At 72.0% G+C, this 24896-nt stretch carries 21 protein-coding genes and 1 pseudogene; 8 read left to right on the top strand and 14 right to left on the bottom strand.

Features of this window, described 5'->3' with window-relative positions; translation table 11 throughout:
- Positions 1-3: 3 nt before the first annotated feature.
- Entirely contained in the window at positions 4-321 is a 318-nt protein-coding gene (fdxA, locus tag AB0E62_RS19270; protein WP_030614838.1) for a ferredoxin, read from the bottom strand.
- Between the two features lie 139 nt (positions 322-460).
- Here fdxA and AB0E62_RS19265 point away from each other — a divergent pair.
- Positions 461-1456 (top strand): annotated as a pseudogene (locus tag AB0E62_RS19265) (GNAT family N-acetyltransferase); the annotation flags it as partial.
- 952 nt (positions 1457-2408) lie between these two features.
- Entirely contained in the window at positions 2409-3275 is an 867-nt protein-coding gene (locus tag AB0E62_RS19260; protein ID WP_362194674.1) for a transglutaminase-like domain-containing protein, read from the top strand.
- Positions 3276-3284: 9 nt separating this feature from the next.
- On the opposite strand, the gene AB0E62_RS19255 is transcribed toward AB0E62_RS19260, so the two are convergent.
- From AB0E62_RS19255 to AB0E62_RS19220, 8 genes are all read right to left on the bottom strand, one after another.
- Entirely contained in the window at positions 3285-3899 is a 615-nt protein-coding gene (locus tag AB0E62_RS19255) for a response regulator transcription factor (RefSeq protein ID WP_362194671.1), read from the bottom strand.
- Entirely contained in the window at positions 3896-5056 is a 1161-nt protein-coding gene (locus tag AB0E62_RS19250) for a histidine kinase (protein WP_362195152.1), read from the bottom strand. The genes AB0E62_RS19255 and AB0E62_RS19250 overlap by 4 nt, the downstream gene beginning before the upstream one ends.
- Positions 5057-5088: 32 nt before the next feature.
- Complete coding sequence (locus AB0E62_RS19245) at positions 5089-5829, bottom strand: ABC transporter permease (protein WP_362194668.1); 741 nt, start codon at positions 5827-5829, stop codon at positions 5089-5091.
- Entirely contained in the window at positions 5826-6755 is a 930-nt protein-coding gene (locus tag AB0E62_RS19240; protein WP_362194665.1) for an ABC transporter ATP-binding protein, read from the bottom strand. The genes AB0E62_RS19245 and AB0E62_RS19240 overlap by 4 nt, the downstream gene beginning before the upstream one ends.
- A gap of 144 nt (positions 6756-6899) precedes the next feature.
- The gene (locus AB0E62_RS19235; protein ID WP_362194662.1) at positions 6900-9296 is read right to left on the bottom strand and encodes a hypothetical protein; all 2397 of its coding nucleotides are present in this window, start codon (positions 9294-9296) and stop codon (positions 6900-6902) included.
- 158 nt (positions 9297-9454) lie between these two features.
- Positions 9455-9871, bottom strand: coding sequence for a DUF6113 family protein (locus tag AB0E62_RS19230; RefSeq protein WP_362194659.1), 417 nt, complete (start codon positions 9869-9871; stop codon positions 9455-9457).
- Positions 9868-10722: an N-acetyl-1-D-myo-inositol-2-amino-2-deoxy-alpha-D-glucopyranoside deacetylase gene (gene mshB / locus AB0E62_RS19225; RefSeq protein WP_362194656.1), complete on the bottom strand. Its 855-nt coding sequence runs from the start codon at positions 10720-10722 to the stop codon at positions 9868-9870. Before mshB ends, AB0E62_RS19230 begins: the two co-directional genes overlap by 4 nt.
- A 47-nt stretch (positions 10723-10769) precedes the next feature.
- Positions 10770-10964, bottom strand: coding sequence for a hypothetical protein (locus AB0E62_RS19220; RefSeq protein WP_362194653.1), 195 nt, complete (start codon positions 10962-10964; stop codon positions 10770-10772).
- Between the two features lie 170 nt (positions 10965-11134).
- Here AB0E62_RS19220 and AB0E62_RS19215 point away from each other — a divergent pair, with 170 nt between their 5' ends.
- Positions 11135-13264 (top strand): prolyl oligopeptidase family serine peptidase, encoded by a 2130-nt coding sequence (locus AB0E62_RS19215; RefSeq protein ID WP_362194650.1) that lies wholly within the window; start codon positions 11135-11137, stop codon positions 13262-13264.
- A 108-nt stretch (positions 13265-13372) separates the two neighbouring features.
- Here AB0E62_RS19215 and AB0E62_RS19210 read toward each other — a convergent pair whose 3' ends face one another.
- The 5 genes from AB0E62_RS19210 to AB0E62_RS19190 are packed head-to-tail and all read right to left on the bottom strand — an operon-like array spanning position 13373 to position 18926.
- Positions 13373-14431 carry a dipeptide ABC transporter ATP-binding protein gene (locus AB0E62_RS19210; RefSeq protein ID WP_362194647.1) on the bottom strand — a complete coding sequence of 353 codons (1059 nt, stop codon included), beginning with the start codon at positions 14429-14431 and terminating at the stop codon, positions 13373-13375.
- Positions 14424-15398, bottom strand: a complete 975-nt coding sequence (locus AB0E62_RS19205; RefSeq protein ID WP_362194644.1) for an ABC transporter ATP-binding protein — start codon at positions 15396-15398, stop codon at positions 14424-14426. Before AB0E62_RS19205 ends, AB0E62_RS19210 begins: the two co-directional genes overlap by 8 nt.
- A 7-nt stretch (positions 15399-15405) precedes the next feature.
- A complete protein-coding gene (locus tag AB0E62_RS19200; RefSeq protein ID WP_362194641.1) occupies positions 15406-16380 on the bottom strand; it encodes an ABC transporter permease in 975 nt (324 codons plus the stop codon).
- Positions 16373-17293 carry an ABC transporter permease gene (locus AB0E62_RS19195; RefSeq protein ID WP_362194638.1) on the bottom strand — a complete coding sequence of 307 codons (921 nt, stop codon included), beginning with the start codon at positions 17291-17293 and terminating at the stop codon, positions 16373-16375. Before AB0E62_RS19195 ends, AB0E62_RS19200 begins: the two co-directional genes overlap by 8 nt.
- A gap of 4 nt (positions 17294-17297) precedes the next feature.
- Entirely contained in the window at positions 17298-18926 is a 1629-nt protein-coding gene (locus AB0E62_RS19190) for an ABC transporter substrate-binding protein (protein ID WP_362194635.1), read from the bottom strand.
- Between the two features lie 464 nt (positions 18927-19390).
- Here AB0E62_RS19190 and AB0E62_RS19185 point away from each other — a divergent pair, with 464 nt between their 5' ends.
- The 5 genes from AB0E62_RS19185 to AB0E62_RS19165 form a co-directional block, all read left to right on the top strand.
- A complete protein-coding gene (locus AB0E62_RS19185; RefSeq protein WP_362194632.1) occupies positions 19391-20419 on the top strand; it encodes an ABC transporter permease in 1029 nt (342 codons plus the stop codon).
- Positions 20420-20496: 77 nt separating this feature from the next.
- On the top strand, positions 20497-22281 hold the full coding sequence (locus AB0E62_RS19180) for an ABC transporter substrate-binding protein (RefSeq protein WP_362194630.1): 1785 nt from the start codon (positions 20497-20499) through the stop codon (positions 22279-22281).
- Positions 22282-22365: 84 nt separating this feature from the next.
- Positions 22366-23346 (top strand): ABC transporter permease, encoded by a 981-nt coding sequence (locus tag AB0E62_RS19175; protein WP_362194627.1) that lies wholly within the window; start codon positions 22366-22368, stop codon positions 23344-23346.
- A 10-nt stretch (positions 23347-23356) separates the two neighbouring features.
- A complete protein-coding gene (locus tag AB0E62_RS19170; RefSeq protein WP_362194624.1) occupies positions 23357-24382 on the top strand; it encodes an ABC transporter ATP-binding protein in 1026 nt (341 codons plus the stop codon).
- 26 nt (positions 24383-24408) lie between these two features.
- Positions 24409-24896 (top strand): ATP-binding cassette domain-containing protein (locus tag AB0E62_RS19165; protein ID WP_362194621.1); only part of this gene is annotated, 488 nt, incomplete at its 3' end.

Genomic DNA, 24896 nt, shown 5'->3' with positions numbered 1-24896 from the left:
CGGTCAGCCCTGCTTCGGCAGTTCGGCGACGAACGGGTGGTCGCGCTCGATCAGCCCCAGCTTGCTGGCGCCGCCGGGCGAGCCCAGCTCGTCGAAGAACTCGACATTCGCCTTGTAGTAGTCCTTCCACTCCTCCGGGACGTCGTCCTCGTAGAAGATCGCCTCGACCGGGCAGACCGGCTCACAGGCACCACAGTCGACGCATTCGTCCGGGTGGATGTACAAGGACCGCTGGCCCTCGTAGATGCAGTCGACCGGGCACTCCTCGATGCACGCCTTGTCCTTGACGTCGACACAAGGCTGCGCGATGACGTAGGTCACGCTGTCGTTCCTCCTCGATAGGGCGCTGGCGAGCCTCCTCAGGCCCGCCGCCTGGCGCGCGGGAGCGCGGCGTCGTCGATGCCCGCCCCTAGTATCTCCGTTCCGGAGCATGATCCGAACAGGAGGGGTGAACTGACCAGTGGAAATCTCGGCGGCAGGACGCCTGGCAGTCCGCATCACCCCAGCTGACGTGGGGAAACGGGTCTCTGTACGGCGGTTGGGCGAACCCGGCGCCGGACCGGAGAAGTTCACTGACACGGTGGGTGTTCTCACATCCTGGGACGGTGGCGTGCTCATGATCACACGCCGGGACGGCGAAAGTGTCGGAATCCCGGAAACCGCGCTGGTCGCGGGCAAGGTGATTCCCGCCGCACCGGCCCGCCGCCGTGGCCCCGCCGCCTCCTACCCGGAGCTGGCGCGCGTCGCCGCGCGCGCCTGGCAGCCGGTGGAGAGCGAGCCGCTGGGCGGCTGGGAACTGCGGGCCGCCGCCGGGTTCACCCGGCGCGCCAACAGCGTGCTGCCGCTGGGCGATCCCGGTCTCGGGCTGGACGCCGCGCTGGACGCCGTACGGCGCTGGTACGGCGCGCGTGGCCTGCCCGCCTTCATACAGACCGCGACCGGCGCCGAGGGCACGCAGGAGCTGCTGTGCGCGGAGCTGGAGCGGCGCGGCTGGGTGCGCGAGGTGACCGCCGAGCTGTGGACCGGGGCCCTGGCGCCGGTCGCGGACCGGGCCGGAGGCGAGGGCGTGGTGCTGTCCCGGACGGCGGACGAGGCGTGGCTCGCCCGGTACCGGCGCACGGGGGCGGGCGAGGCGGCCCTGCGGGTGCTGCACAGCGGGCCGTCGGTGTGGTTCGCGGCCGTGCCCGGGGACGGGGAGGGCGAGCCGCCGGCCGCGATCGGGCGGTGCGTCGTGGACGGGCGCTGGGCCGGGTTCGCCGCCGTCGAGGTGGACCCCGCCCGGCGCCGGCAGGGGCTGGCCACCGAGGTGCTGGCCGCGCTGGCCCGGCGCGCCCTGGACGAGGGCGCCTCGGCGGCCTGGCTCCAGGTGGAGGCGGACAACGAGGCCGGCCGGGCGCTGTACCGCACGCTCGGCTTCCTCCCGCACCACGCCTACCACCACTACCGGGCCCCGGAGCGACCGGCTCCGCCCGCGGGCCCGGAACACACGACGGCGAAACCGTCCGCCACGCCCGCCCCCTCCCCCGACCGCGCGACGGAGGAGCCGGCCGCTCCGCCCACCGCCCCCGCCCACGCGCCCCGGGAACCGGCCACGCCCACCGCCCCCGCCCACGCGGCGGAGCAGCCGCCCATGCCCGACCGCGCCCCGGAGGAACCGGCCGCCGCGCCCGGCCGGGCTGCGGAGGAACTGACCGCGCCCACGGCCCCCGACCGCACCCCGGCGAAACCCGCCGCACCCACCGCCCCCGCCCACGCGGCGGAGCAGCCGCCCATGCCCGACCGCGCCCCGGAGGAACCGGCCGCCGCGCCCAGCCGGGCTGCGGAGGAACTGACCGCGCCCACGGCCCCCGACCGCACCCCGGCGAAACCCGCCGCACCCACCGCCCCCGCCCGCGCGGCGGAGAAACCGGTCACCGCGCCCGCCGCCCCGGACCGCACACCGGAGCAATCGCCCACGCCCCACCGCGCCTCGAAGGAACCGGCCGCACCCGCCATTCCCGACCGCACCCCGGCGAAACCCGCCGCACCCACCGCCCCCGAACCCGCGACGGAGAAACCGGTCACCGCGCCCGCCGCCCCGGACCGCACACCGGAGCAATCGCCCACGCCCCACCGCGCCTCGAAGGAACCGGCCGCGCCCGCCATTCCCGACCGCACCCCGGCGAAACCCGCCGCCACCCCCGACCGCACCTCGGACGAACCGACCGCGCCCGCCATTCCCGACCGCGCCTCGAAGGAACCGGCCGCGCCCGCCATTCCCGACCGCACCCCGGCGAAACCCGCCGCACCCACCGCCCCCGCCCGCGCGGCGGAGAAACCGGTCGCCGCGCCCGCCGCCCCGGACCGCACACCGGAGCAATCGCCCACACCCCCCGCCCCCGACCGCCCCGGAAAGGCCTGAGGCTGCCGTGCGTCATCCGTATCTGCCGCCGCCGTACCCGCCGCCGCCGGAGCGGTCCGCCGAGTTGCGGCGGCGGTTCGCCGAGGAGGTCCGGGCCGAGCGGCCGGATCTGTCGGCGCTGTGCCTGCTGATCGGCGCCGGGGCGGACGGCTCGCTGGACGACGCCGGTATCGACGCCGCGCAGGCGGAGCTGGACCGGCTGGCGGGCGAGCTGCCGTACCGGCCGGGCGGGCCGCGCGCGTGGGCGGAGGCGACGCGCCGGCTGCTCGGTGACCGCTGCGGCTTCCACGGCACGCCCGGCGACTACCAACGGCTGGAGTCGTCCCTGCTGCACGAGGTGCTCGGGCGCCGGCGCGGGCTGCCGATCCTGCTGTCGGTGGTGTGGCTGGAGGTCGCGCGCCGGGCCGGGGCGCCGGTGTACGGGGTGGCGCTGCCCGGGCACTTCGTGGTCGGGTTCGGCCCGGCCGCGGACCGGGTGCTGGCCGATCCGTTCGACGGCGGCCGGGTGCTGACCGGGACGGACGCCGAGCTGCTGGTGGTGAGCGCCACGGGTGCGCCGCCGGACCCCTCGGTGCTGGAGCCGGCCCCGCCGCTGGAGGTCGTGCAGCGGGTGCTGAACAACATGCGGGCGTGGGCGGCGGCGCGGCCGGAGCGGTCGGATGTGGGGCTGCTGGCCGTGGAGCTGGCGCTGCTCATCCCCTCGCATCCGGCGCGGCTGCGCTACGAGCGCGGGCAACTGCTGGTCCAGCGCGGGCAGTTCGTCGCGGGCGCCGAGGAGCTGGAGACGTACGCCGATCTGATCGAGGTGGTGGACGAGGAGGCGGCGCGCAAGATCCGTCAGGAGGCGGGCACCGCGCGCGCCAAGCTCAACTGAGCACGCCCTTCACAGCCACCCCTTCTCCCGGGCGATCAGCACCGCCTCCGCCCGGTTGCGGGCCGCGAGTTTCTGGATGGCCGTGGACAGGTAGTTGCGGACCGTGCCCTGGGACAGGTGCAGGGCCTGGGCGAGTTCGGCGTTGGTGGAGCCGTCGGCCGCCGCGCGCAGCACCTCGCGTTCGCGCTCGGTGAGCGGGTTGGCGCCGTCGGCGAGCGCGGCGGCGGCCAGGGTGGGGTCGATGACCCGTTCGCCGGCCAGCACCTTGCGGATCGCCTCGGCGAGCTGGGCGGCGGGGGCGTCCTTGACGAGGAAGGCGTCGGCGCCGGCCTCCATGGCGCTGCGCAGATAGCCGGGCCGGCCGAAGGTGGTGAGCACGACCAGCTTGACCGCCGGGTACGCGCTGCGGACCCGGGCCGCGGCCTCGATGCCGGTGCAGCCGGGCATCTCGATGTCGAGCAGCGCCACGTCCACGCCGTGCTCGCCGACGGCGGCGAGCACCTCGTCGCCGCGCGCGGCCTGGGCGACGACCTCGATGTCGTCCTCCAGGCCGAGCAGCGCGGCCAGCGCCTCGCGGACCATCGACTGGTCCTCGGCCAGCAGGACCTTGATCGTGCTCGTCATGCCCCGGATCCTACGTCGGTCAGGGGGGCCGTCGGCACGCGGGCGACCAGCCGGAATCCACGCTTGATCCGGCCCGCGCGCAGGGTGCCGCCCACCTTCTGGAGCCGCTCGGTCAGGCCGGTCAGACCGTTGCCGGGGCCCTTGCCGGAGCCGCCGGAGCCGTTGTCCTCGACGGTGAGTTCGAGCACCGGGCCGTCCAGGGTCTCGTGGCGCAGCAGGCGTACCGCGCAGCGGCTGGCGCCGCTGTGCCGGACCACGTTGGTGACGGCCTCGCGCAGCGCCCAGGCGAGGGCGGACTCGGTCTCCTCGGGGACACCGGCGAGGTCGGGCTCGGCGGGCACCTCGGCGATCACCTCGGCGGCGGTCAGGGCGACCTGGGCGCCGGCGAGTTCGGCGGCCAGCCGGGGCCGCCGGTAGCCGGTGACGGCCTCCCGCACGTCGGCCAGCGCCTGCCGGCTGACCTGTTCGATGTCGGCGACCTGCCGGGCCGCCTGTTCCGGGTGGCCGGGCAGCATCCGGCCGGCCAGCTCGCTCTTCAGCGTGATCAGGGACAGCGAGTGGCCGAGCAGGTCGTGCAGGTCGCGGGCGAGGCGCAGGCGCTCCTCGTTGGCGGCGAGCTGGGCGACGGTGGCCCGGGCCTTGCGCAGTTCGATGGTGGTGCGCACGAGCTGGCCGACGCCGGCCATCGCGAACCCGATGAGCAGGACGAGGACGACCAGGCCGCGCGCCTCCTTCTCGTCGGTGCGCAGGCCGATCAGGTACATCACCACGGCGGAGGCCGGGATGGCCCAGTAGGCGGCGCGCAGTGGCAAGGTGGCGCCGAAGGCGACCGCCAGGTAGACGAACAGGCCCAGCCAGGCACTGCCGAGGGTCCAGGCCAGGACGGGGGCGAGGACGCTGAGCACGCCGCCGAGGCCGAACACGACACGGCGGGAGAAGGGCCGGCCCATGGTGCGGAAGACCAGGGCCAGATAGACCCCGACGAAGACGGCGAGGCCGCACGAGCCCGCCACGGTGGCGGCGGTGGAGCGGCCGCCGCCGACCAGATCCTCCACCGGTGAGCTGAGGAAGACCAGCCAGACCGTGATCCACAGCCCCTTGATCAGCAGTTCGCGCAGGTTGGCGGGCGGCTGGCCCACGGGGGTGCGTCGCGGCATCGCGGTGTGCCGGTCTTCCGTCGTCGTGCCGCTCACGCCTTCAGCGTGTCCTTCCGGTACAGCCAGGCCGCGCCGCCCGCGAACAGGACGAAGGAGACGACGAGCACGGCGATGTCCTGGGCGTGCGGGGCCTGGCTCTGTTCGATGGCCCGCCCCAGGGCAGCGTACGCGTGGGTGGGCAGCCAGCGGGCGATGTCCTGGAGCCACTGCGGGAAGGTGGTGGTGGGCATCCACAGGCCGCCCAGCATGGACAGCGCGAAGTAGATGATCATGGTGATGGGGCGGACCGCGTCGCCGGTGGCCAGGTAGCCGAGGGCGACGCCGAGCGCGGCGAAGACCAGGCTGCCGGCCCAGACGGCACCGCTCAGGGCGAGCCACTGCCAGGCGTCGAGGCGTACGTCCTTCACCGCGGCGGCGACCGCGAACACGATGACGATGGACGGCAGGCTGACCACGGCCGCGCCGGCGGTCTTGGCGAGGACGTAGCCGCGCCCGGGCAGCGGGGTCAGCCGCAGCTGCCGTACCCACCCGCTCTCGCGCTCCTTGGCGATGCGCTCGCTGTTGCCCATGAGCGTGGCGGTCAGGGCGCCGAAGGAGGCCATGGAGACCATCATGTACGTCGGCAGGGTCAGCCCCGTGCCGTCGACCTCGGTGTGGCTGTCGGCGTTGCCCGCGATCAGCAGGAACAGGGCCGAGGGGTAGATCACGGTGAAGAACAGGAACTTGCGGTTGCGCAGGGCGCGCACGAGTTCCATCTTGATCAGGCTGTTCACTGCTGCTTCGCCTCCTCGGCGGCGGTGATGGCGACGAAGGCCTGCTCCAGGCCGAGGCCGGCGACTTCGAGGTTGCGGGGGTAGAGGCCGAGGCCGTACAGGGCGTGGACGGTGGCGTCGGCGTCGGCGGACCGGATGCGTACGGTCCGGCCCGAGACGTCGATCCGGGTGACGGACGGCAGGGTTCCGAGGGCGCTCTCGTCGATGCCTCCGTCCAGGTCGAAGGAGATGCGGCGGGCGCCCGCCCTGGCCTTGATCTCGGCGGCGGTGCCGTCGGCGAGGAGGCGGCCGCGGTGCAGCACCAGGACGCGGTCGGCGATGGCGTCGGCCTCTTCGAGGTAGTGGGTGGCGAACAGCACCGTGCGGCCCTGGGCGGCCTGCTCGCGCATGGTGGCCCAGAAGGCCTGGCGGGCGGAGACGTCCATGCCGGTGGTCGGCTCGTCCAGGATGATCAGGTCGCTGTCGCCGGCGGTGGCGAGGGCGAACCGGACCCGCTGGGCCTGCCCGCCAGACAGCTTGTCGGCCTTGCGGTCGGCGATCTGGGTGAGGCCCGCGCGCGCCAGCACGTCGGCGACCGGGTACGGCCGCGGGTGCAGCGAGCAGGCCAGCTTGACCAGTTCGGCGACGGTGACCCCGTCCGTCAGTCCGCCGCTCTGCAGCATGGCCCCGACCCGGCCGGCCACGATGGCCTCGCGCGGGGTGGTGCCGAACAGGCCGACCGAGCCGCTGTCGGGCTGCTTCAGCCCGAGGAGCAGGTCGAGGGTGGTGGACTTGCCGGCCCCGTTCGGGCCGAGGAGGGCGACGGTCTCGCCCGGGTACAGGCGCAGCGAGAGGCCGTCCACGGCCCGCACGCTCCCGTACGTCTTGGTCACCTGGTCGAACCCGGCCACCGGGGCGGTGGTGGCCGGTACCGCTGTCGTCGTCATGGGGTCCATGCTGGCGGCGGGGGGTGGGCGTCCGGCAGTGCCGTGGGTCCTGACCGCCGGGTGACAGATGTCATGCCCGGCGGGTGACGGGTACGGCGAGGGGCGCCCCCTCGGTGGGGACGCCCCTCGCTTCCGGCGCGGTGACTAGCTCGGGTTCGTGTCGATGATCCCGACCCGGTTCGTCCTGCTCATCAGCGCGGGACGCAGCGCGGCGTAGACGTCCTCGGGGGTGACGGCGGTCTTCTTGCCGTTGCCGCGGGTGATGAGCACCCCGTCGAAGGCCTGCCCGTACAGCTCCTTGAGGGCGGTCAGGTCGGGCTTGTCGACCAGCTTGCCGTTCACGGCCGTGACCCGGAGGAACTTCCACAGCGAGTTCTGCGGGCTGAAGGGCACCGAGTGGGCCGCGTCCGCCTGGACCGTCACCCGGCCGGACATCGCGGGCTCGGCGAACTCCTTCATCATCCGGTCGACCTCGGCGTTGGAGACCGTCGGCTGCCGGGTGGTGGTGGGCACCGCGACCGGGGTGGCGTTGCCCGTCTCCACCAGCGCCCGGAAGGCCTGTTCGACCGCCTGGGCGGAGTGTTCGGCGTCGACGGCCTTGCCCGCCTTGCCGTAGACGGGCACGGCCTTGCCGGACTTGAACTCGATGGTGCCGTCGGTGGCCGCGCCCGCGCCCGAACCGCCGCCGGCCTGCTGGAGCGCGGCGTGCAGCTTCTCCTCGTCGACCGGCATGACCGGGGCGACCACACGCTTCTGCCCGAAGAGGGAGCCGACGACGTGGACCGGGTTGTAGTCGCTCCGCGCGGCCTGGCTGACGGTGGCCTGGTAGTCGAACTGGAGGCCCGCGTTCTCCGGGGTGAGGCTGACGGTCTTGCCGCCGACGGCGAGCTTCAGCGGCTTGTGGACCTGCTTGCCGAAGGCGTCGTCCAGCTTCTTGACGGCGTCGTCGCGGGTGCCGCCGCCGATGTCGACCCCGAGCACGGTGGTGCCCTTGGGCACGTCGGTGTGGTTCATCAGCAGTCCGGCGCCGTAGGCACCGCCCGCGACGACGATCACGGCGGCGCCGAGCAGCACCAGCTTGCTGCGGCCCTTCTTCTTCGGCTTGGCCGCCGCCTTGGGGGCGGGGGCCGGCGCGGGCTTGGGCGCGGCGGGCGCCGCGGGCCCGCCGGGGGCGCCGAACGGGGCGCCCGCGCCGGGGGCGGCCGGCATGCCGGTGGTGACGGTGTGTCCGGAGACGTTGCCGGCGGCCGGTGAGTGGTAGCCGGGCGTGCCCGGCTCGGGGGCCGGCTTCTGCGGGGTGAGGATCGCGGTGTCGTCGCTGAGCCCGCCGCCGGCCCGGTGGGCGCCCGGACGGGGCGCGCCGGGGCCGTCGAGGTCGGTCAGGGCGCTGCGCGGGGTGTTCCGGCCGTGACCGGCGCCCGCGGTGCCGTCGAAGGGGCCGCCGGGGGCGCCCGGGCCGGGCGGGGGCACGAGGGTGCCGTCGCCGGTGACCGGACCGCCGGTGGGACCGGCCGGGCCCTGCGGGCCGCCGGGTCCGCCGTGTCCGCCGGGCCCGTCGAAGCCGCTGGCGCCGCCGGGGCCGCCGTGGCCGGGGAAGCCGTCGGCGCCGCCCTGGCGGGGCGCACCGCCCGTCGCGCCGCCGTAGCCGTCGGGACCGCCCGCGCCGGCCGGACCGGCGCCGTAGCCGTCCGGGCCGCCGTGGGCCGGGGCGTTCTCCGAGAAGTACGGCAGGTCGTCGCGGCGGGACTCACCGGGGCCGGGGGTGCCGGAGCCCGGCGCGCCGGGGCGGGAGCCGCCGCCCAGCGGGCCCGCGGTGAGCGCCTCGGTCACGTCGAAGGAGCCGGTGCCGCCGCCGTGGCCCGGGGCGACGGGGCCGCCGGTGGCACCGGGCAGGCCCTTGCCGTTCGTCCCCGCGCCCTTGCGGCCGCCGGAACGGGAGCCGCCCGTGCGGGAACCGCCCGGCGCGCTCATGGCACCGACCACACCGCCGGGACGGCCGCCGGGGCGTGCGCCGGTGGCACCGCCCGGACCGGGCGCACCCGGACCACTCTTACGGTGGCCCGCCGCGCCGGGGGCGGGAGCCGCGGGGGCGGAACCGCCCGGGATCCCGGCTCCGTTGGTGCCGCCACCGCCCGGACCGCCCTTCGGGGCACCGGACTTGCGGGGCGCGAACCAGTCGCTGGTCTTGTCCTCCGCCTGCCCGGCGGACTCGGCCGGCGCCTCGGCGGGGCCGGTGGCGGGCGCGCGGTCCGCCGCGGGCCGTTCCTCGGCGGCGGGCGTCTCCTCCGCGGTGCCCTCGCCGTCCCCGACGGTCTTGCGCACGACGACCGGCGGGATGGGCCGGGATCCGGGGATGTTGATCCGGATCCGGGTCGTCAGCGTGGTCTCGGTCTTCTTCTCGTCCGGCCGCGAGCCCGAACGGCCCGCGCCCATACCGTCGTCGGAAGCCAGGGGGGTCCCGTACGGCGGTGTGCCGGAGGGGTATGCGGCTCCGCCGCGCCCGTTGGGCCCGGAGGACGGAGTGTCAGTTTCACGACTCAAGGCAGGTTCTCCCGGTTGGCTCCGCCGCCCTTACGACCTGACTGCTCGGGCGGCTCGGCGGCGCGCACCACCATACTGTCCACTTCTGGCGCGCATCCCATGACCGCTGGGGAAACCCACACGGGACTCGCACGTGCGCCGCACGGCGAAGTGGTACGTCACTTGCCAAGTCGGGCGGGGCCGCCGCGGGGTTGCCGTCCGGCGCCAACGGTGGCACAGATCACAGCCAGGACCATGCCGCCGAGCAGGAAGAGATAGGAACCGCCGCCCGCGCCGAACAGGAAGTCGCCCTCCGGGCGGGTGGTGGTGAGCAGGATGACGGCGACGAGCCAGCCCGCGGCCGGCGCGACCGCCCCGCCGCGGCCGCGGGTGGCGTAGGAACCGCCGAGGAAGAGCCCGGCGGCGCCGGCGAGGGCGAGCAGCAGCCCGCCGGGGAACCAGGCGGCCTGGACGAGGGCGCCGGCCAGGGCCGTGAGCGCGCCGAGCAGGAACAGGCCGGTCAGGGCGGCGGCCCGGCCGGGGGACGGCGGGCGCAGCGGCTGGGCGAGCGGCGAACCCGGTCCGCCGCCGCTCATGACGCCTCCTCGACGCCCGCGAAGAGGTCGGTCTCGCCGGGTCCGGCCGTGCCGCGCACCAGTTCGTAGTACTCGGTGGTGAACAGCGGCTGGGCGAGGGCGTTGGAGAGCGCGAAGTACGGTCCGGCGACCTCGATCTGGGTGGCGTGGGCGCGCATCGCGGCGGCCTTGGCGGCGGCGTGCGCGGTGCCGTCGACGGCGGTGGTGATCCGCTCGTCGTCGACCACGCCCGGTACGTCGTCCACCGCCGCGCTCTTGTCGAACGGCAGGGAGTCCAGGTCGTCCCGGAGGCGGGCGAAGGCGGCCTCGGCGACGGAGCGCGGGACGCGGTTCCAGTACACCTTGGCGATCCGGTGGCCGCGTCCGGCCGCGAGGTCGACGGCGCGCATGGCGACGCGGTGGGCCTGGACGTGGTCCGGGTGGCCGTAACCGCCGTGGTCGTCGTAGGTGACGAGGACCTGCGGGCGGATCTCGAGGATCACGTCGGCGAGGCGGCCGGCGGCCTCGTCCACGTCGGCCTGCCAGAAGCAGCCGGGGTCGTCGTTGTCGGCGGTGCCGGTCATCCCGGAGTCGCCGTAGCGGCCGGCGCCGCCGAGCAGCCGGCCGTCGGTGACGCCGAGCGCGGCGAGGGCCGCGCTCAGCTCGCCGCGCCGGTGCGCGCCCAGCGCGGGGCCCGTCAGATGCCGCAGCTCGGGCGGGATGACCTCGCCGCGCTCGCCCAGGGTGCAGGTGACCAGCGTCACGTGCGCACCCTCGGCCGCGTACCTGGCCATGGTCGCGCCGTTGTTGATCGACTCGTCGTCCGGGTGCGCGTGCACCAGCAGCAGACGCCGCGCGGGCAGTTCCGTCATGGCACCACCCTACGAGGTCACCGCACCGCCCCCGGCGACGGCGGCCGTCAGAACTTGATGCTGCCGATCATGCCGGCGACGTTGGTCGTCAGGTCTCTGATCGTGGGCGCGATGGTCGAGGAGGCGAGATAGAAGCCGAGCAGGATGCAGACGACGGCATGGCCGCCCTTCAGTCCGGACTTCCTGATCAGCAGGAAGACGATGATCGCCAGCAGCACCACCGCCGAAATCGAGAGTGCCACGGCGGCTCACCTCCAAAGATCCCAGGGACGGGTTCCAGATCAGTTGAGCAGATCCATGCAGTCGCCGGCAGGTTCATACCCACTCAGCGGTAGTGATCATAACTATCCGTGTGCGCGCATCGCTCGGCGCACAGCCGCACAAGGGGGCGCATGGCCAATATGGTCGGGGTATGACGACCGAGGCTGACTCCTTCCCCCGTCGGCACGCCCGGACCCAGCGGTTCACGCTCGGCGCGCCGCGTTCGTTCACCGTGGCGCCCGACGGCTCGCGTGTCGTGTTCCTGCGTTCCGGCTCGGGCACCGACCGGGCGAACTCCCTGTGGGTGCTGGACCTTCCGGACGGCACCGAGCGCCTCGCGGCCGATCCCGGGGCGCTGCTGCGGGGCGCCCGGGAGGAGCTGTCCGCCGAGGAGCGGGCCCGCCGCGAGCGCAGCCGGGAGGGTGGTGCCGGCATCGTCGGTTATGCCACCGACACTTCCGTGGAGCTGGCGTCCTTCGCCTTGTCAGGGCGGCTTTTCACGGCGGAGCTGCGGGCCGGGACGGCTCGTGAACTGCCCGTCGCGGGGCCGGTGATCGACCCCCGCCCGTCCCCCGACGGACGGCATGTCGCCTACGTCGCCCGGGGCGCGCTGCGGGTGGTGGGCGCCGAGGGCGACGGCGACCGGGCGCTGGCCGAACCGGAGTCGGCGGAGGTCTCCTACGGTCTCGCGGAGTTCGTCGCGGCCGAGGAGATGGCACGCACGCGGGGCTTCTGGTGGGCTCCCTCCTCGGACCGGCTGCTCGTGGCGCGCGTGGACGACACGCCGGTGCGGCGGTGGTGGATCGCGGATCCGGCCCATCCGGAACGTGAGCCACTCAACATCCGGTACCCCGCCGCGGGCACTCCGAACGCGGACGTACGGCTGTTCGCCTACCGGCTCGACGGCAGCCGTACGGAGGTGGTCTGGGACCGGGCGCGCTATCCGTATCTGGCGCGTGTGCACTGGTCAGAGGCGGGTGCGCCGCTGTTGCTGGTGCAGGCGCGGGACCAGCGCAGCCAGCTTTTCCTGGCCGTGGACCCGGATTCCGGGGCCACCCGGATGGTGCACGCCGACGACGATCCGGATTGGCTGGAACTTTTCGCTGGTGTGCCCTGCTGGAGCCCCTCCGGGCAGCTTGTCCGCATCGCGGACGAGGGCGGCGCCCGGATGCTGACGGTCGGGGAACGCCCGCTGACCAGCGCGCAGTTGCACATCCGTGCGGTTCTGGACGTCGGTTCGCGGGACGTACTGGTTTCCGCCTCTTCCGGTACGGAGGCCCAGGCGCCGGAAATTGGCGAAGTTCACGTGTACAGAGTGAACGAGTTGGGTGTGGAACGTGTGTCGACGGAGCCCGGTGTGCACTCCGCGGTGCGCGGCGGGGGCGTCACCGTCCTGGTGTCCGCGACCCTGGACCGGCCCGGCACCCGGGCCCGGGTGCTGCGCGACGGGAAGCCGGCGGTCACGATCCGGTCGTACGCCGCGGATCCGGGGCTCCCGGTGCGGGTGACGCTCACCGAAGGGGGCGCGCGCCGCATCCCGTGCGCCGTGCTTATGCCGCAGGACTACCCCGGTGACACTCCCCTGCCGGTCCTCCTGGACCCCTACGGCGGCCCGCACGGCCAGCGGGTGGTGGCCGCGCACAACGCCCACCTCACCTCCCAGTGGTTCGCCGACCAGGGTTTCGCGGTGCTCGTCGCCGACGGCCGGGGCACCCCGGGCCGCTCACCCGCCTGGGAGAAGTCGATCCGGGACGACGTGGCGGCCGTGGTGCTCCAGGACCAGGTCGACGCGCTGCACGCGCTCGCCGAGCGGTACCCGCTGGACCTGGACCGGGTGGCCATCCGGGGCTGGTCCTTCGGCGGCTACCTGGCGGCGCTGGCGGTGCTGCGCCGCCCGGACGTCTTCCACGCGGCGGTGGTCGGCGCGCCCGTCACCGACCTGAGGCTGTACGACACCCACTACCAGGAGCGCTACCTCGGCGACCCCGGCGAGCAGCCGGAGGTCTACCGCCGCAACTCGGTGATCGACGACGCGGGTCTGGTCGACCCGGCCGGGCCGCACCGCCCGATGATGGTGATCCACGGACTCGCGGACGACAACGTGGTGGTCGCCCACTCGCTGCGGCTGTCCTCCGCCCTGCTGGCCGCCGGCCGGCCGCACGAGGTGCTGCCGCTGTCCGGGGTCACCCACATGACACCGCAGGAGACGGTCGCGGAGAACCTGCTCCGCCTCCAGCTGGACTTCCTGCGGCGCTCCCTGCCCCCGGCGAAGCTCCTGTGAACACCCTTAACACGTCGGCAACTTCGCGGAAGCGGTACCGATATACGGACACGGCAGCCTGAATCGCGTACGGCCGTGCGGGTGCCGTAAACGGGCCGGGGCGCCATGTCACCCCGGCCCGTTCCCGTTGCCCGGGGGCGGTGCGACGGGGACGACCGGCCTCTCCTCGGCGAAGTGACAGGCCGACGGATGCGCCGCGGGCCCGGCGCCGTCCCGGAAGGCGTCCGGCACCGCGAGCGCCGGGACCTCCCGCGCACACCGCTCGCGCGCCTTCCAGCAGCGGGTGCGGAAGCGGCAGCCGGAGGGGATGGCCGTCGGCGAGGGCACGTCCCCGGTGAGGATGATCCGCTCGCGCCGGTCGCGGGCCGCGGGGTCGGGCACCGGCACCGCGGAGAGCAGGGCCTGGGTGTAGGGGTGGGTCGGATGGTCGTAGATCGCCTCGTCCGGGCCGCTCTCCACGATCCGGCCCAGGTACATCACCCCGACCCGGTCCGAGATGTGCCGCACCACCGACAGGTCGTGCGCGATGAAGACGTAGGAGAGGCCGAACTCCCGCTGGAGCCGGGCCAGCAGGTTGACCACCTGGGCCTGGACCGACACGTCCAGCGCGGACACCGGCTCGTCGGCGACGACGACCTCGGGGCGCAGCGCCAGCGCCCGGGCGATGCCGATGCGCTGGCGCTGCCCGCCGGAGAACTGGTGGGGGTAGCGGCCCGCGTACTCCGGGTCCAGGCCGACCACGTCCAGCAGCTCCCGCACCCGGCGGCGCCGGTCGCCCTTCGGGGCCGCCTCGGGATGGATCTCGAACGGCTCCCCGACGATGTCCCCGACCGTCATCCGGGGGTTGAGCGAGGTGTAGGGGTCCTGGAAGATCATCTGCACGGAACGGCGCACGGCCTTCAGCGCCCGGCCGGACAGCCCGGTGATGTCCTCGCCCCGGAACCGGACGGTGCCGGCCGTCGGGCGCTCCAGCCGGCACAGCAGCCGGGCCACCGTCGACTTGCCGCACCCAGACTCGCCGACCAGGCCGAGGGTCTCGCCCCGGCCCAGCGTGAAGTCGACGCCGTCCACCGCCTTCACCGCGCCGGCCTGCCGGCGCAGCAGCACGCCCCGGGTCAGGGAGTAGTGCTTGACCAGTCCGGACACCTCCAGGATCGGCTCAGCCACGCAGGCACTCCCTCCAGAAGTGGCAGGCGCTGCGCCGGCCGCCGGGCACCTCGTACAGCGGGGGTTCGTCGGTGCGGCACACGTCCTGGGCCATCGGGCAGCGCGGGTGGAAGGAGCAGCCGGGCGGGACGCGGGTGAGGTTCGGCGGCAGGCCCTTGATGGCGTACAGCTCCCGGCCCTTGCGGTCCAGGCGGGGAACGGAGTCCAGCAGCCCGCGGGTGTAGGGGTGGGCGGGGGCCCGGTAGAGGTCGTGCACGGGCGCGGACTCGACGACCCGCCCGGCGTACATCACCGCGATCCGGTCCGCGACGTCCGCGACGACGCCCAGGTCGTGGGTGATCAGGATCAGCCCCATCCGGTACTCGCGGCGCAGCTCCGCGAGCAGGTCCATGACCTGGGCCTGGACCGTGACGTCCAGGGCGGTGGTGGGCTCGTCGGCGATGACGAGGGCCGGACTCAGGGCCAGCGCCATCGCGATCATGATGCGCTGGCGCATGCCGCCGGAGAACTGGTGCGGATAGTCCCGCACCCGCTGGGCCGCCGCCGGGATGCGCACCCGCTCCATCAGCTCCACCGCCCGGGCCCGGGCGTCCCCGCGGGACATCCCCCGGTGCACGACGAACATCTCGCCGAGCTGGTCGCCCACGGTGAGCACCGGGTTGAGGGCCGACAGCGCGTCCTGGAAGATCATCGCCATCTCGGCGCCCCGGATCCCGCGCCGCTCCTTCTCGTTCAGCGTGAGCAGGTCCCGGCCCTGGAACAGGATCCGGCCGCCGGTGATCCGGCCGGGCGGGGTGTCGAGGATGCCCATCACGGCCTGCGCGGTGACGGACTTGCCGGACCCGGACTCGCCGAGCACGGCCAGGGTCTCCCCCGCGTCCACGCGGTAGCCGACCCCGTTGACGGCCCGGGAGACGCCGTCGCGGGTCCGGAACTCCACCCGCAGGTCCCGCACGTCGAGCAGCACGGCGTCCTCACCTCAGCTTCGGGTCGAGGGCGTCGCGGACCGCGTCGCCGAGCATGATGAAGGCCAGCACCGTGACGGCCAGGGCGCCCGAGGGCCACAGCAGGGCGTGCGGGGCGTTGCGGACGAAGGGGGAGGCGGCGGAGATGTCGATGCCCCAGGAGACGCTGGGCGGTCTCAGGCCGACGCCGAGGTACGACAAGGTGGCCTCCAGGGCGATGTAGGTGCCGAGCGCGATGGTGGCGACGACGATGACGGGCGCCACCGCGTTCGGGGCGATGTGCCGGAGCAGGATGCGGGTGTGGGAGGCGCCGAGGGCGCGGGCGGCCTGGACGTAGTCGTTCTGTTTGACGGTGATGACCGAGCCGCGCGCGATCCGGGAGATCTGCGGCCAGCCCAGCAACACCATGAACCCGACGACCGGCCAGACCGTGGTGGAGGTGACCACGGAGAGCAGCACCAGGCCGCCGAGGACGACCGGGATGGCGAAGAAGATGTCGGTGAGCCGGGAGAGCAGCGCGTCCCAGATCCCGCCGAAGTAACCGGCGAGCCCGCCGAGCACCGACCCGAGCAGCGCCACCCCGAGCGTGGCGCACAGCCCGACCGTGACGGACGTACGGGCGCCGTGGACGGTGCGCGTGTAGACGTTGCAGCCCTGGCCGTCGTAGCCGAAGGGGGCGCCCGGGGCCGGGCCGTCCTGGGATCTGGCCAGGTCGCAGCTGAGGGGGGAGCCGGGGGCGATCAGCGAGGGCCACAGGGAGATCAGCACCAGGAAGCAGATGACGAGCGCCGACAGCAGGAAGACGGGGTTGCGGCGCAGGTCCCGCCAGGCGTCGGACCACAGCGAGCGGGACCGGCCGGCCCCTCCCCCCGGCCCGCCCGGTGTTCCCTCCAGGGTGACGGCCTCGCTCGCGCCGAGGTCCATCGCGCCGCCCATCCCGGTGCCGGCGATGGCGCCCTCGGGCTCGTAGGGCTGTTCAGGCATGGCGGATCCTCGGATCGAGTACGGCGTACAGCAGGTCGACGAGCAGGTTGGCCACCAGGAAGACGAGGACCAGCACCGTCACGAAGCCGACGACGGTCTGGCTGTTCTGACGCAGGATGCCCTGGTAGAGCTGGTAGCCGACGCCGTGGATGTTGAAGATCCGCTCGGTGACGATGGCGCCGCCCATCAGCGCGCCGATGTCGGTGCCGATGAAGGTGACCACGGGGATGAGCGAGTTGCGCAGCAGGTGCCGGGTGACGATCCGGCGGCGGGGCAGGCCCTTGGCGACGGCGGTGCGCACGTGGTCGGAGCGCCGGTTCTCCGCGAGGGAGGTGCGGGTCAGCCGGGTGACGTAGGCGAGCGAGACGGAGGCGAGGACCAGTCCGGGGACGATCAGCTCGTCGAAGCCGCCACTGCGGACCGAGGGCCTGATCCACTGCCACTTGATGCCGAACAGCAGTTGCAGCAGCAGGCCGGTGACGAAGGTCGGCACGGAGATCACCACCAGGGTGGCCAGCAGCACCCCGGTGTCCACGGGCCGGCCGCGCCTGAGGCCGGTGACCACGCCCAGCGTGACGCCGACGACGACCTCGAACAGGACGGCCACGACGGTGAGCCGGACGGTGACCGGGAAGGCGGTCGCCATCAGCTCGGTGACCGGCTGTCCGTTGAACGCCGTGCCGAAGTCGCCGGTGAAGACCTTCCCCATGTAGGCGAGGTACTGCCGCCACACCGGCTGGTCGAGGCCGAACTCCCGTCGGAGCTGGGCGGCGGTCGCCGGGTCGCAGGCCCGTTCCCCGCACAGTCCGGCGACGGGATCGCCCATCACGTTCACCATCAGGAAGATCAGCAGCGTGGCCCCGACGAACACCGGGATCATCTGGAGCAGCCGGCGCAGGACATGGCGTCCCATGGGCTCAGCCGACCCTGATCTCGTTGTAGACCGGGACGCTGAACGGGTTGAGCGCCACGTGGGACAGCCGTTCGGAGTAGCCGGCGTTGCCGTTCTGGTACCACAGCGGGATGGCGGCCATCTGGTCCCGGACGACCTCCTCGGCGCGCTGGAACAGGGCGACGGCCCGGGCGGGGTCCCTCTCGGCGTTGGCCCGGTCGACCAGCCGGTCGAACCGCTCGTCGGACCAGGCGCCGTCGTTGGAGGAGGCGCCCGTGTAATAGAGGGGCTGGAGGAAGTTCTGGATGAGCGGGTAGTCCATCTGCCAGCCCGCCCGGAACGGGCCGGTCATCCGGTGCCCGCCGAGCTGGTTGCGGAAGTCGGCGAAGGTGCCGACCGGGTTGCCGACGCAGGCCCGGTCGTCGCCGAGCGCGTTGTTGATGGAGTTGCACACCGCGTCGACCCACTGCCGGTGCGAGCCGGAGTCCGCGTTGTAGGTGACGGTGAGCCGGCCGCCGGGGATCCCGCCGCCCTCCTCGATCAGTTTGCGCGCCCGGCCGGGGTCGTAGGCGCACGCGCTGCCGCACAGTCCCTTCCTGTAGCCGCCGGCCGCGCCGAGCACCGGGGAGGTCCAGTCGGTGGCCGGGGTGCGGGTCCCGCGGAAGAGGGTGCCGGTGATCTGCCGGCGGTCGATCGCCATGGACAGCCCGGTGCGGACCTTCTCCGCGCCGGGTCTGCTCCACGCCTTGTCGTAGTAGGGGAAGGCGAGGGTCTGGAGGATGCCCGCGGGGGTGTTGAGGTAGCGGTCGCCCAGGTCGCCGTGCACGTTCTTCAGCTGGGCGGCGGGGATGTCGTCGGCGAGGTCGAGGTTGCCGGCCAGGAGGTCGGTGTAGGCGGTGTTGCTGTCGGTGTAGACGAGCAGCGTCACGCCGTCGTTGCGCGCCTTGTCCGGGCCGGGGTAGCCGTCCCGCTTCTTCAGGTACATCTGCGCGCCCTTTGTATAGGACTCGATGGTGTACGGCCCGTTGCCGACCGGTCTGCGCACCCAGGCCGCGTGGTCGGTGAAGAAGGCGCGGGGCAGCGGGGCGAAGGCCGCGTACCCGAGGGTGTCGGGGAAGCCGGAGAACGTCTGGTTGAGCCGGACGGTGAAGGTGTGGTCGTCCACCACCCTCAGCCCGCGCAGGGTGTCGGCGCGCTGCCGGCCGTGTGCGGGGTGGACGTCGTCGTAGCCGTCGATGTAACCGAAGAAGTAGGCGTTCTTCTGGTGGTTGCGCAGGCTCGCCCCGTAGTTCCAGGCGTCCACGAAGGAGCGGGCGGTCACTTTCTCGCCGTTGGAGAAGGTCCAGCCGTCCTTCAGGCGCACGGTGAAGTTCCGCGAGTCCCTGGTCTCGATGGACCGGGCCAGCCAGTCGCGGGCCTCGCCCGTCCTCGGGTCGTACCGCTTCAGACCCCGGAAGATCATGTCGAGGACCTTGCCGCCCTGCACCTCGTTGGTGTTGGCCGGCTCCAGCGGGTTCTGCGGGTCGGCCCAGGAGGAGCTGAGCACCGCGCCGCCGTTGCCGCCGGCGCCCGCGCCCCCGCAGCCCGTGGCGGCGAGCAGCAGGGCCGGCGCCGCCAGGCCGGCGGCCCATCGGGCGTGCGTGCTGCGCCGCATGGCGTGCCTCCTCGTGAGCGGGGACCGAGTACGGGTCGCTGGGACACATACCGCGCGCGGCTGTCGCGTACTGCCCGAAAAGACGGCCTTTAGGGGGACGGGTCATCCGATTGCAGGCACCTCCCGCCCGCCCACTGATGATCTTGACCGTCGAGCGCAATAGATCTACGCGTAACGATGCCGAAACGTTGGATTGGGACGGGGTGATGTACGCATGTCGACACTCCACCGTCCGCATATCGAACGCCTTGCCTGTTTTGCGAGATTGGTCCGATGTGAAGCACGGATTGATTACGGCGCGCTACCCGCGTAGCTACGGAACGATCAAGGAAGAGTAAAGAAGGTAAAGAGAAAACCAAGGCGGCCGAGAATTTATTGACCTTGAATGAATTGCGTTGAAAAAGTCCGGCGTAGCCCGTAGGGGAGCGCCCTGCGGAGCCTTGACCCACAAGGCACGGAGCATCATGACCCCCGCAACCCCTTCCCCGGCCACCTCTCTCGAGGTGACCGACGAAGACAGCGCCGCATCGGCGAAGCCCGGCACCCCCAAGGGCACCGAAAGCCGCTCTCCGGGACGGCTGGCCTGGATCCGCTTCAAGCGGGACCGGACGGGCGTCATATCCGCCTTCGTGGTGATCCTCTTCTTCGTCGTCGGCATCCTCGCCCCGCTCATAGCCAAGCTGTACGGCAAGGACCCGTACACCACCTACGGCATGAACATCCCGGGCCTGCTGAACGAGTTCAACTACCCGGTCAAGCCCAACGGCGGCATCAGCTCCGACTTCTGGTTCGGCATCGAGCCGCAGCTCGGACGGGACGTCTTCACGTTCCTGCTGTACGGCATCCGCAACTCGCTGCTGATCGCGACCGTGGCCGCCCTGCTGACGACCCTGCTGGGTGTCGTCATCGGCATCACCGCCGGTTACCTCGGCGGCAAGACGGACTACTTCGTCGGCCGGGTGATCGACATCCTGCTGGCGTTCCCGCAGACCCTCTTCTTCATCGCCTTCTGGCCCGTGGTGCTGGCGATCTTCGTCTCGCCGGAGGAGAACACCCCGGTCTGGCTGACCGTCACCAGCCTCATCCTCGTGATGACGGCCTTCGGCTGGGCCTCCATCGCCCGACTGCTGCGCGGCGAGGTGCTCGCCCTGCGTGAGCGGGAGTTCGTGGAGGCGGCCAAGGTCACCGGCGCGTCGCCGGCGCGCATCATCTTCAAGGAACTGCTGCCGAACCTGTGGACGCCGATCCTCATCCAGGCAACGCTCCTGCTGCCCATGTACGTCACGGCGGAAGCGGGCCTCGCCTTCCTCGGCGTCGGTCTGTCGGATCCCACCCCCGACTGGGGCGTGATGATCCAGAACGGCGCCAAGGTGTACCAGGACGACATCACGTTCATGCTCTTCCCGGGCCTGACGATGGTGATCTTCGTGGTCGCCTTCAACCTCCTCGGTGACTCGGTCCGCGACGCCCTGGACCCCAAGACCAAGCGCTGAGCTCCATCCCCGGCCACGGCGACGGGGCCCGGCCGGGGTCCAGCACCACTTCGTTCCTCCAGCAGAACAGGCCAGCCATGTCCTTTTCCCGCAGAAACTTCCTGATCGCCACCTCGGTCGCGGCCGCGAGCTCGACGGTGCTGTCCGCGTGCAGCAGCGGTGACGCGGGCGGCGGCGGCAGCACCCCGAGCGGCGGCGCCACCGAGTACACCGGTGCCAAGGTCACCGTCGGCACCAAGGCCGACTCCACCGGCCCGGCCCCGGAGATCCCCGGCGCGAAGCAGGGCGGGACGATCTACGGCCTGGCCCCGGACGACTTCTCGCACCTGGACCCGCAGCGCATCTACTACGCGTACAACTCCACGGTCGCGAACGTGCTGCACCGTTGCCTGACCGGCTACAAGATCGACGCCTCCGGCAAGCAGAAGCTGGTCGGCGACCTGGCCACCGACACCGGCACCGCCTCCGCCGACAACAAGACCTGGACCTTCACGCTGAAGGAGGGTCTGAAGTGGGAGGACGGCAGCGAGCTGACGCTCGAGGACGTCCGCCACGGCTTCGAGCGCGCCTGGGCGCCGTTCGTCACCGAGGGCGCCGACTACGTCCAGCGGGCGCTGACCGGCAAGTCCGGCAAGTGGCGTGATGCCTACGAGGGTCCGTACGGCGGCAAGCACCTCGACTCGATCGTCATCGACAAGGCGAAGCGGACGATCACCTTCAAGCTCGCCGAGTCCAAGCCGGACTTCAACTTCACCCTGGCGATGCACTCCTACGCCCCGGTGCCGGTCAAGCTGGACACCAAGGAGAAGTACGACAAGAAGCCCGTCGCCTCCGGTCCGTACATGATCAAGGCGCACAGCACCGACAAGTCGATGGTGCTGGTCCGCAACAAGCACTGGGACCCGAAGACCGACGCGATCCGCAACGCCTACCCGGACAGCTTCGAGTTCCACTTCGGCATCGAGACGCTGGACGGCGTCGACCGCCTCATCGCCTCCCAGGGCAACGACGCCTACGGTGTCTCCATCTACAAGGGCGTCCCGGCCGAGCGCATCCAGAAGGTCCTCACCGACCCGGACCTGAAGAAGCGCACCTTCAACGGCCTGCTCACCGGCACCTACTTCTACTGGATCAACACCAAGCGCGTCACCAACCTGAAGGTGCGCCAGGCCCTCATCCACGCCTGGCCGCTGAACCAGATCCGGCAGATCTACGGCGGCCCGTCGGCCGGCGACTTCGCCACCTCGGTCCTCAGCCCCGACATCATCGGCTACCAGAAGACCGATGTGTACGGCAAGCTGAAGAAGCCGCAGGGCGACCCGGAGGCCGCGAAGAAGCTGCTGAAGGAGGCCGGCGCGCTCGGCCAGAAGATCGTGTACGCCTTCCCGAAGGACCCGACCTACGACAAGACCAAGGTCGTCATCGAGAACGCCCTGAAGGCGGCCGGCTTCACCCCGGTCATCAAGCCGCTCGAGTCCACGGCGTACTACGACCAGGTCCAGCAGATCGACAACAGCTACGACGTGATGTGGGGCGGCTGGTCCCCCGACTGGCCGACCGCCTTCACGATGATCCAGCCGCTGCTGGACGGCGAGGCCATCGGCAACGGCAAGAACAACGTCTCGCAGACGAACGTCGACTGGATCAACGAGGGCATCAAGAAGAACGCCGTCATCCCGGACCAGGAAGAGGCCGGCAAGGCCTGGGCCGCGCTCGACAAGCGGATCATGGAGGAGGTGGCCCCGATGATTCCCGAGACGTACCAGCGTCGCTTCTACGTCTACGGAAACAAGGTCGGCGGCGCCCAGTTCGACCCGAACTTCTCCGCCACCCTGCTGTACAAGACCTTCGTCAAGGCCTGACGTACGGCCCCCTAGGCGGGGCGGCCCCGGTGCCGCCCCGCCGTCTCTCCCCCCTACGGCATCCGTCAGGAAATCCCAACTGCCATGTTCCGCTTCCTCGTCCGCCGGATCCTCGGCGCCGCGGTGATTCTGCTGATCATCAGCGCCCTGGTGTTCGTCCTGTTCTACGCCGCTCCGCGCGACCCCGCCCGCATCGCCTGCGGCAAGGTCTGCACCCCGGAGACCCTGGAGTTGGTGAAGAAGAACCTGGGGATCTCAGATCCGCTTCCCGTGCAGTACTGGGAATGGCTCAAGGGCCTGTTCGTGGGGCGGGAGTACACCTCGTACGGGCACTGTGACGCGCCCTGCCTGGGCTTCTCGTTCCAGAACCGCGAGCCGGTGCTGGACACCATCCTGGACCGCTTCCCCACCACGATCTCCCTGTCCCTGGGTGCCGCCGTGGTCTTCCTGATCTTCGGCGTCGGCACCGGCATGCTGGCCGCCGTCAAGCAGGGCAAGCCGCTGGACAAGATCGCCAGCTCGGCCTCGCTGATCGCGTCCTCGATGCAGATCTACGTCATCGGTGTCTTCGCCACCTACCTCCTGGTGGACCAGCTCCATCTGCTGGACCGGGCCAGCTACACGCCGTTCACCGACAACCCGGGCAAGTGGTTCTCCGGCCTGCTGGTCCCCTGGCTGGTGCTGTCGCTGATCTTCACGGCGAACTACACCCGTATGACGCGCTCCCAGATGGTGGAGACGCTCACCCAGGACTACGTGCGCACCGCCCGCGCCAAAGGCCTGTCCGGCCGCACGGTGTTCTTCCGGTTCGCCTGGCGCGGCGCCATGGGCCCGATCATCACCATCTTCGGTCTGGACCTCGGTGTGCTGCTCGGCGGCGCCATCATCACCGAGAAGACCTTCAGCCTCCAGGGCCTCGGCAGCCTCTCGGTGAAGGCGGTCGAGACGAACGACCTGCCGGTGCTGCTCGGCGTCATCCTGGTCGCCGCCGCGGCGATCGTCGTCTTCAACATCATCGTGGACGCCGTGTACGCCCTGATCGACCCGCGCGTGCGCCTCGCTTAAGGAGAGACCCATGAGCACCCCCTTCCTCTCCGTCCGCGACCTCAAGGTGCACTTCTCCACCGAGGACGGCGTCGTCAAGGCCGTCGACGGGCTCTCCTTCGACCTGGAGAAGGGCAAGACCCTCGGCATCGTCGGCGAGTCCGGCTCCGGCAAGTCCGTCACCAACATGGCGATCCTGGGCCTGCACGACCCCCGCCACACCGCCCTCGACGGCGAGATCCTGCTCGACGGCAAGGAGCTGGTCACCGCCACCGAGAAGGAGCTGGAGCGGCTCCGCGGCAACAAGATGTCGATGATCTTCCAGGACGCGCTGGCCTCGCTGTCGCCGTACCACACCATCGGCGCGCAGATCGGCGAGACGTACCGCAAGCACACCGGCTGCTCCAAGAAGGAGGCCCGGGAGCGCTCGGTCGAGATGCTCCGCCGGGTCGGCATCCCGCAGCCCGACGTCCGGGTGGACGACTACCCGCACCAGTTCTCCGGCGGCATGCGCCAGCGCGCGATGATCGCCATGGCGCTGGTGTGCGACCCCGAGCTGCTGATCGCCGACGAGCCGACCACGGCCCTCGACGTGACGGTCCAGGCCCAGATCATGGACCTGCTCAAGGACCTCCAGCAGGAGTTCGGCACCGCCATCATCTTCATCACCCACGACCTCGGCGTCATCGCGGACATCGCGGACGACGTGCTGGTGATGTACGGCGGCCGGTGCGTGGAGCGCGGCACCAAGGAGGAGGTGCTCCGGACCCCGCGGCACCCCTACACGCTGGGGCTGCTCGGTTCCATGCCGAGCCTGGACGGGCCGGTCGACGTGCCGCTGTCGCCGATCCCCGGCTCGCCGCCCTCCCTGCTCAACCCGCCGTCCGGCTGCCGCTTCCACCCCCGGTGCGCGTTCGCCGACAAGGTGGCCGGCGGACGGTGCTCCAGTGAGCGGCCCGCGCTGGAGTTCGTGGACGGGCGGGCCGCCGCCTGCCATCTGACGCCGGAGCAGAAGAACGAGTTGTTCTCCGACTACGCCGCGGCCCGCACCCACTGACGGTCTTCAGACGGGACTTCACCACCATGAGCAGCACCACCCCCCTCCTGGACGTCTCCGGGCTCACCAAGCACTTCCCCATCAAGGGCGGCTTCCCCATCAAGCGGACCGTCGGCGCCGTCCAGGCCGTCGACGGGCTGGACTTCCAGGTCGCCGAGGGCGAGAGCCTGGGCCTGGTCGGCGAGTCCGGCTGCGGCAAGTCGACCACCGGCCGGCTGATCACCCGCCTGCTGGAACCGACCGGCGGCAAGATCACCTACCGGGGCCAGGACATCACGCACGCCGGCCGCAGGGACCTGGCGCCGATCCGCTCCGAGATCCAGATGATCTTCCAGGACCCCTACGCCTCGCTGAACCCGCGGCAGACGGTCGGGAAGATCATCTCCGGACCGATGGAGATCAACGGCATCAACCCGGAAGGCGGCCGGGAGAAGCGGGTCCGGGAACTCCTGGAGATCGTCGGCCTGAACCCGGAGCACTACAACCGGTTCCCGCACGAGTTCTCCGGCGGCCA

The organism is Streptomyces sp. NPDC038707, from assembly GCF_040636485.1.
Taxonomy (GTDB): Bacteria; Actinomycetota; Actinomycetes; order Streptomycetales; family Streptomycetaceae; genus Streptomyces.
This window is presented reverse-complemented; position numbering and strand designations above follow the sequence as displayed.

What these genes read in the sequence shown, in the direction of transcription:
- AB0E62_RS19200 (WP_362194641.1), bottom strand. Translation starts at nt 16,380, where the DNA reads ATGCCTGAACAGCCCTACGAGCCCGAGGGCGCCATCGCCGGCACCGGG.
- AB0E62_RS19230 (WP_362194659.1), bottom strand. Translation starts at nt 9,871, where the DNA reads ATGAGCGGCGGCGGACCGGGTTCGCCGCTCGCCCAGCCGCTGCGCCCG.
- AB0E62_RS19170 (WP_362194624.1), top strand. Translation starts at nt 23,357, where the DNA reads ATGAGCACCCCCTTCCTCTCCGTCCGCGACCTCAAGGTGCACTTCTCC.
- AB0E62_RS19180 (WP_362194630.1), top strand. Translation starts at nt 20,497, where the DNA reads ATGTCCTTTTCCCGCAGAAACTTCCTGATCGCCACCTCGGTCGCGGCC.
- AB0E62_RS19175 (WP_362194627.1), top strand. Translation starts at nt 22,366, where the DNA reads ATGTTCCGCTTCCTCGTCCGCCGGATCCTCGGCGCCGCGGTGATTCTG.
- AB0E62_RS19215 (WP_362194650.1), top strand. Translation starts at nt 11,135, where the DNA reads ATGACGACCGAGGCTGACTCCTTCCCCCGTCGGCACGCCCGGACCCAG.
- AB0E62_RS19250 (WP_362195152.1), bottom strand. Translation starts at nt 5,056, where the DNA reads ATGCCGCGACGCACCCCCGTGGGCCAGCCGCCCGCCAACCTGCGCGAA.
- AB0E62_RS19240 (WP_362194665.1), bottom strand. Translation starts at nt 6,755, where the DNA reads ATGACGACGACAGCGGTACCGGCCACCACCGCCCCGGTGGCCGGGTTC.
- AB0E62_RS19255 (WP_362194671.1), bottom strand. Translation starts at nt 3,899, where the DNA reads ATGACGAGCACGATCAAGGTCCTGCTGGCCGAGGACCAGTCGATGGTC.
- AB0E62_RS19195 (WP_362194638.1), bottom strand. Translation starts at nt 17,293, where the DNA reads ATGGGACGCCATGTCCTGCGCCGGCTGCTCCAGATGATCCCGGTGTTC.
- AB0E62_RS19190 (WP_362194635.1), bottom strand. Translation starts at nt 18,926, where the DNA reads ATGCGGCGCAGCACGCACGCCCGATGGGCCGCCGGCCTGGCGGCGCCG.
- AB0E62_RS19185 (WP_362194632.1), top strand. Translation starts at nt 19,391, where the DNA reads ATGACCCCCGCAACCCCTTCCCCGGCCACCTCTCTCGAGGTGACCGAC.
- mshB (WP_362194656.1), bottom strand. Translation starts at nt 10,722, where the DNA reads ATGACGGAACTGCCCGCGCGGCGTCTGCTGCTGGTGCACGCGCACCCG.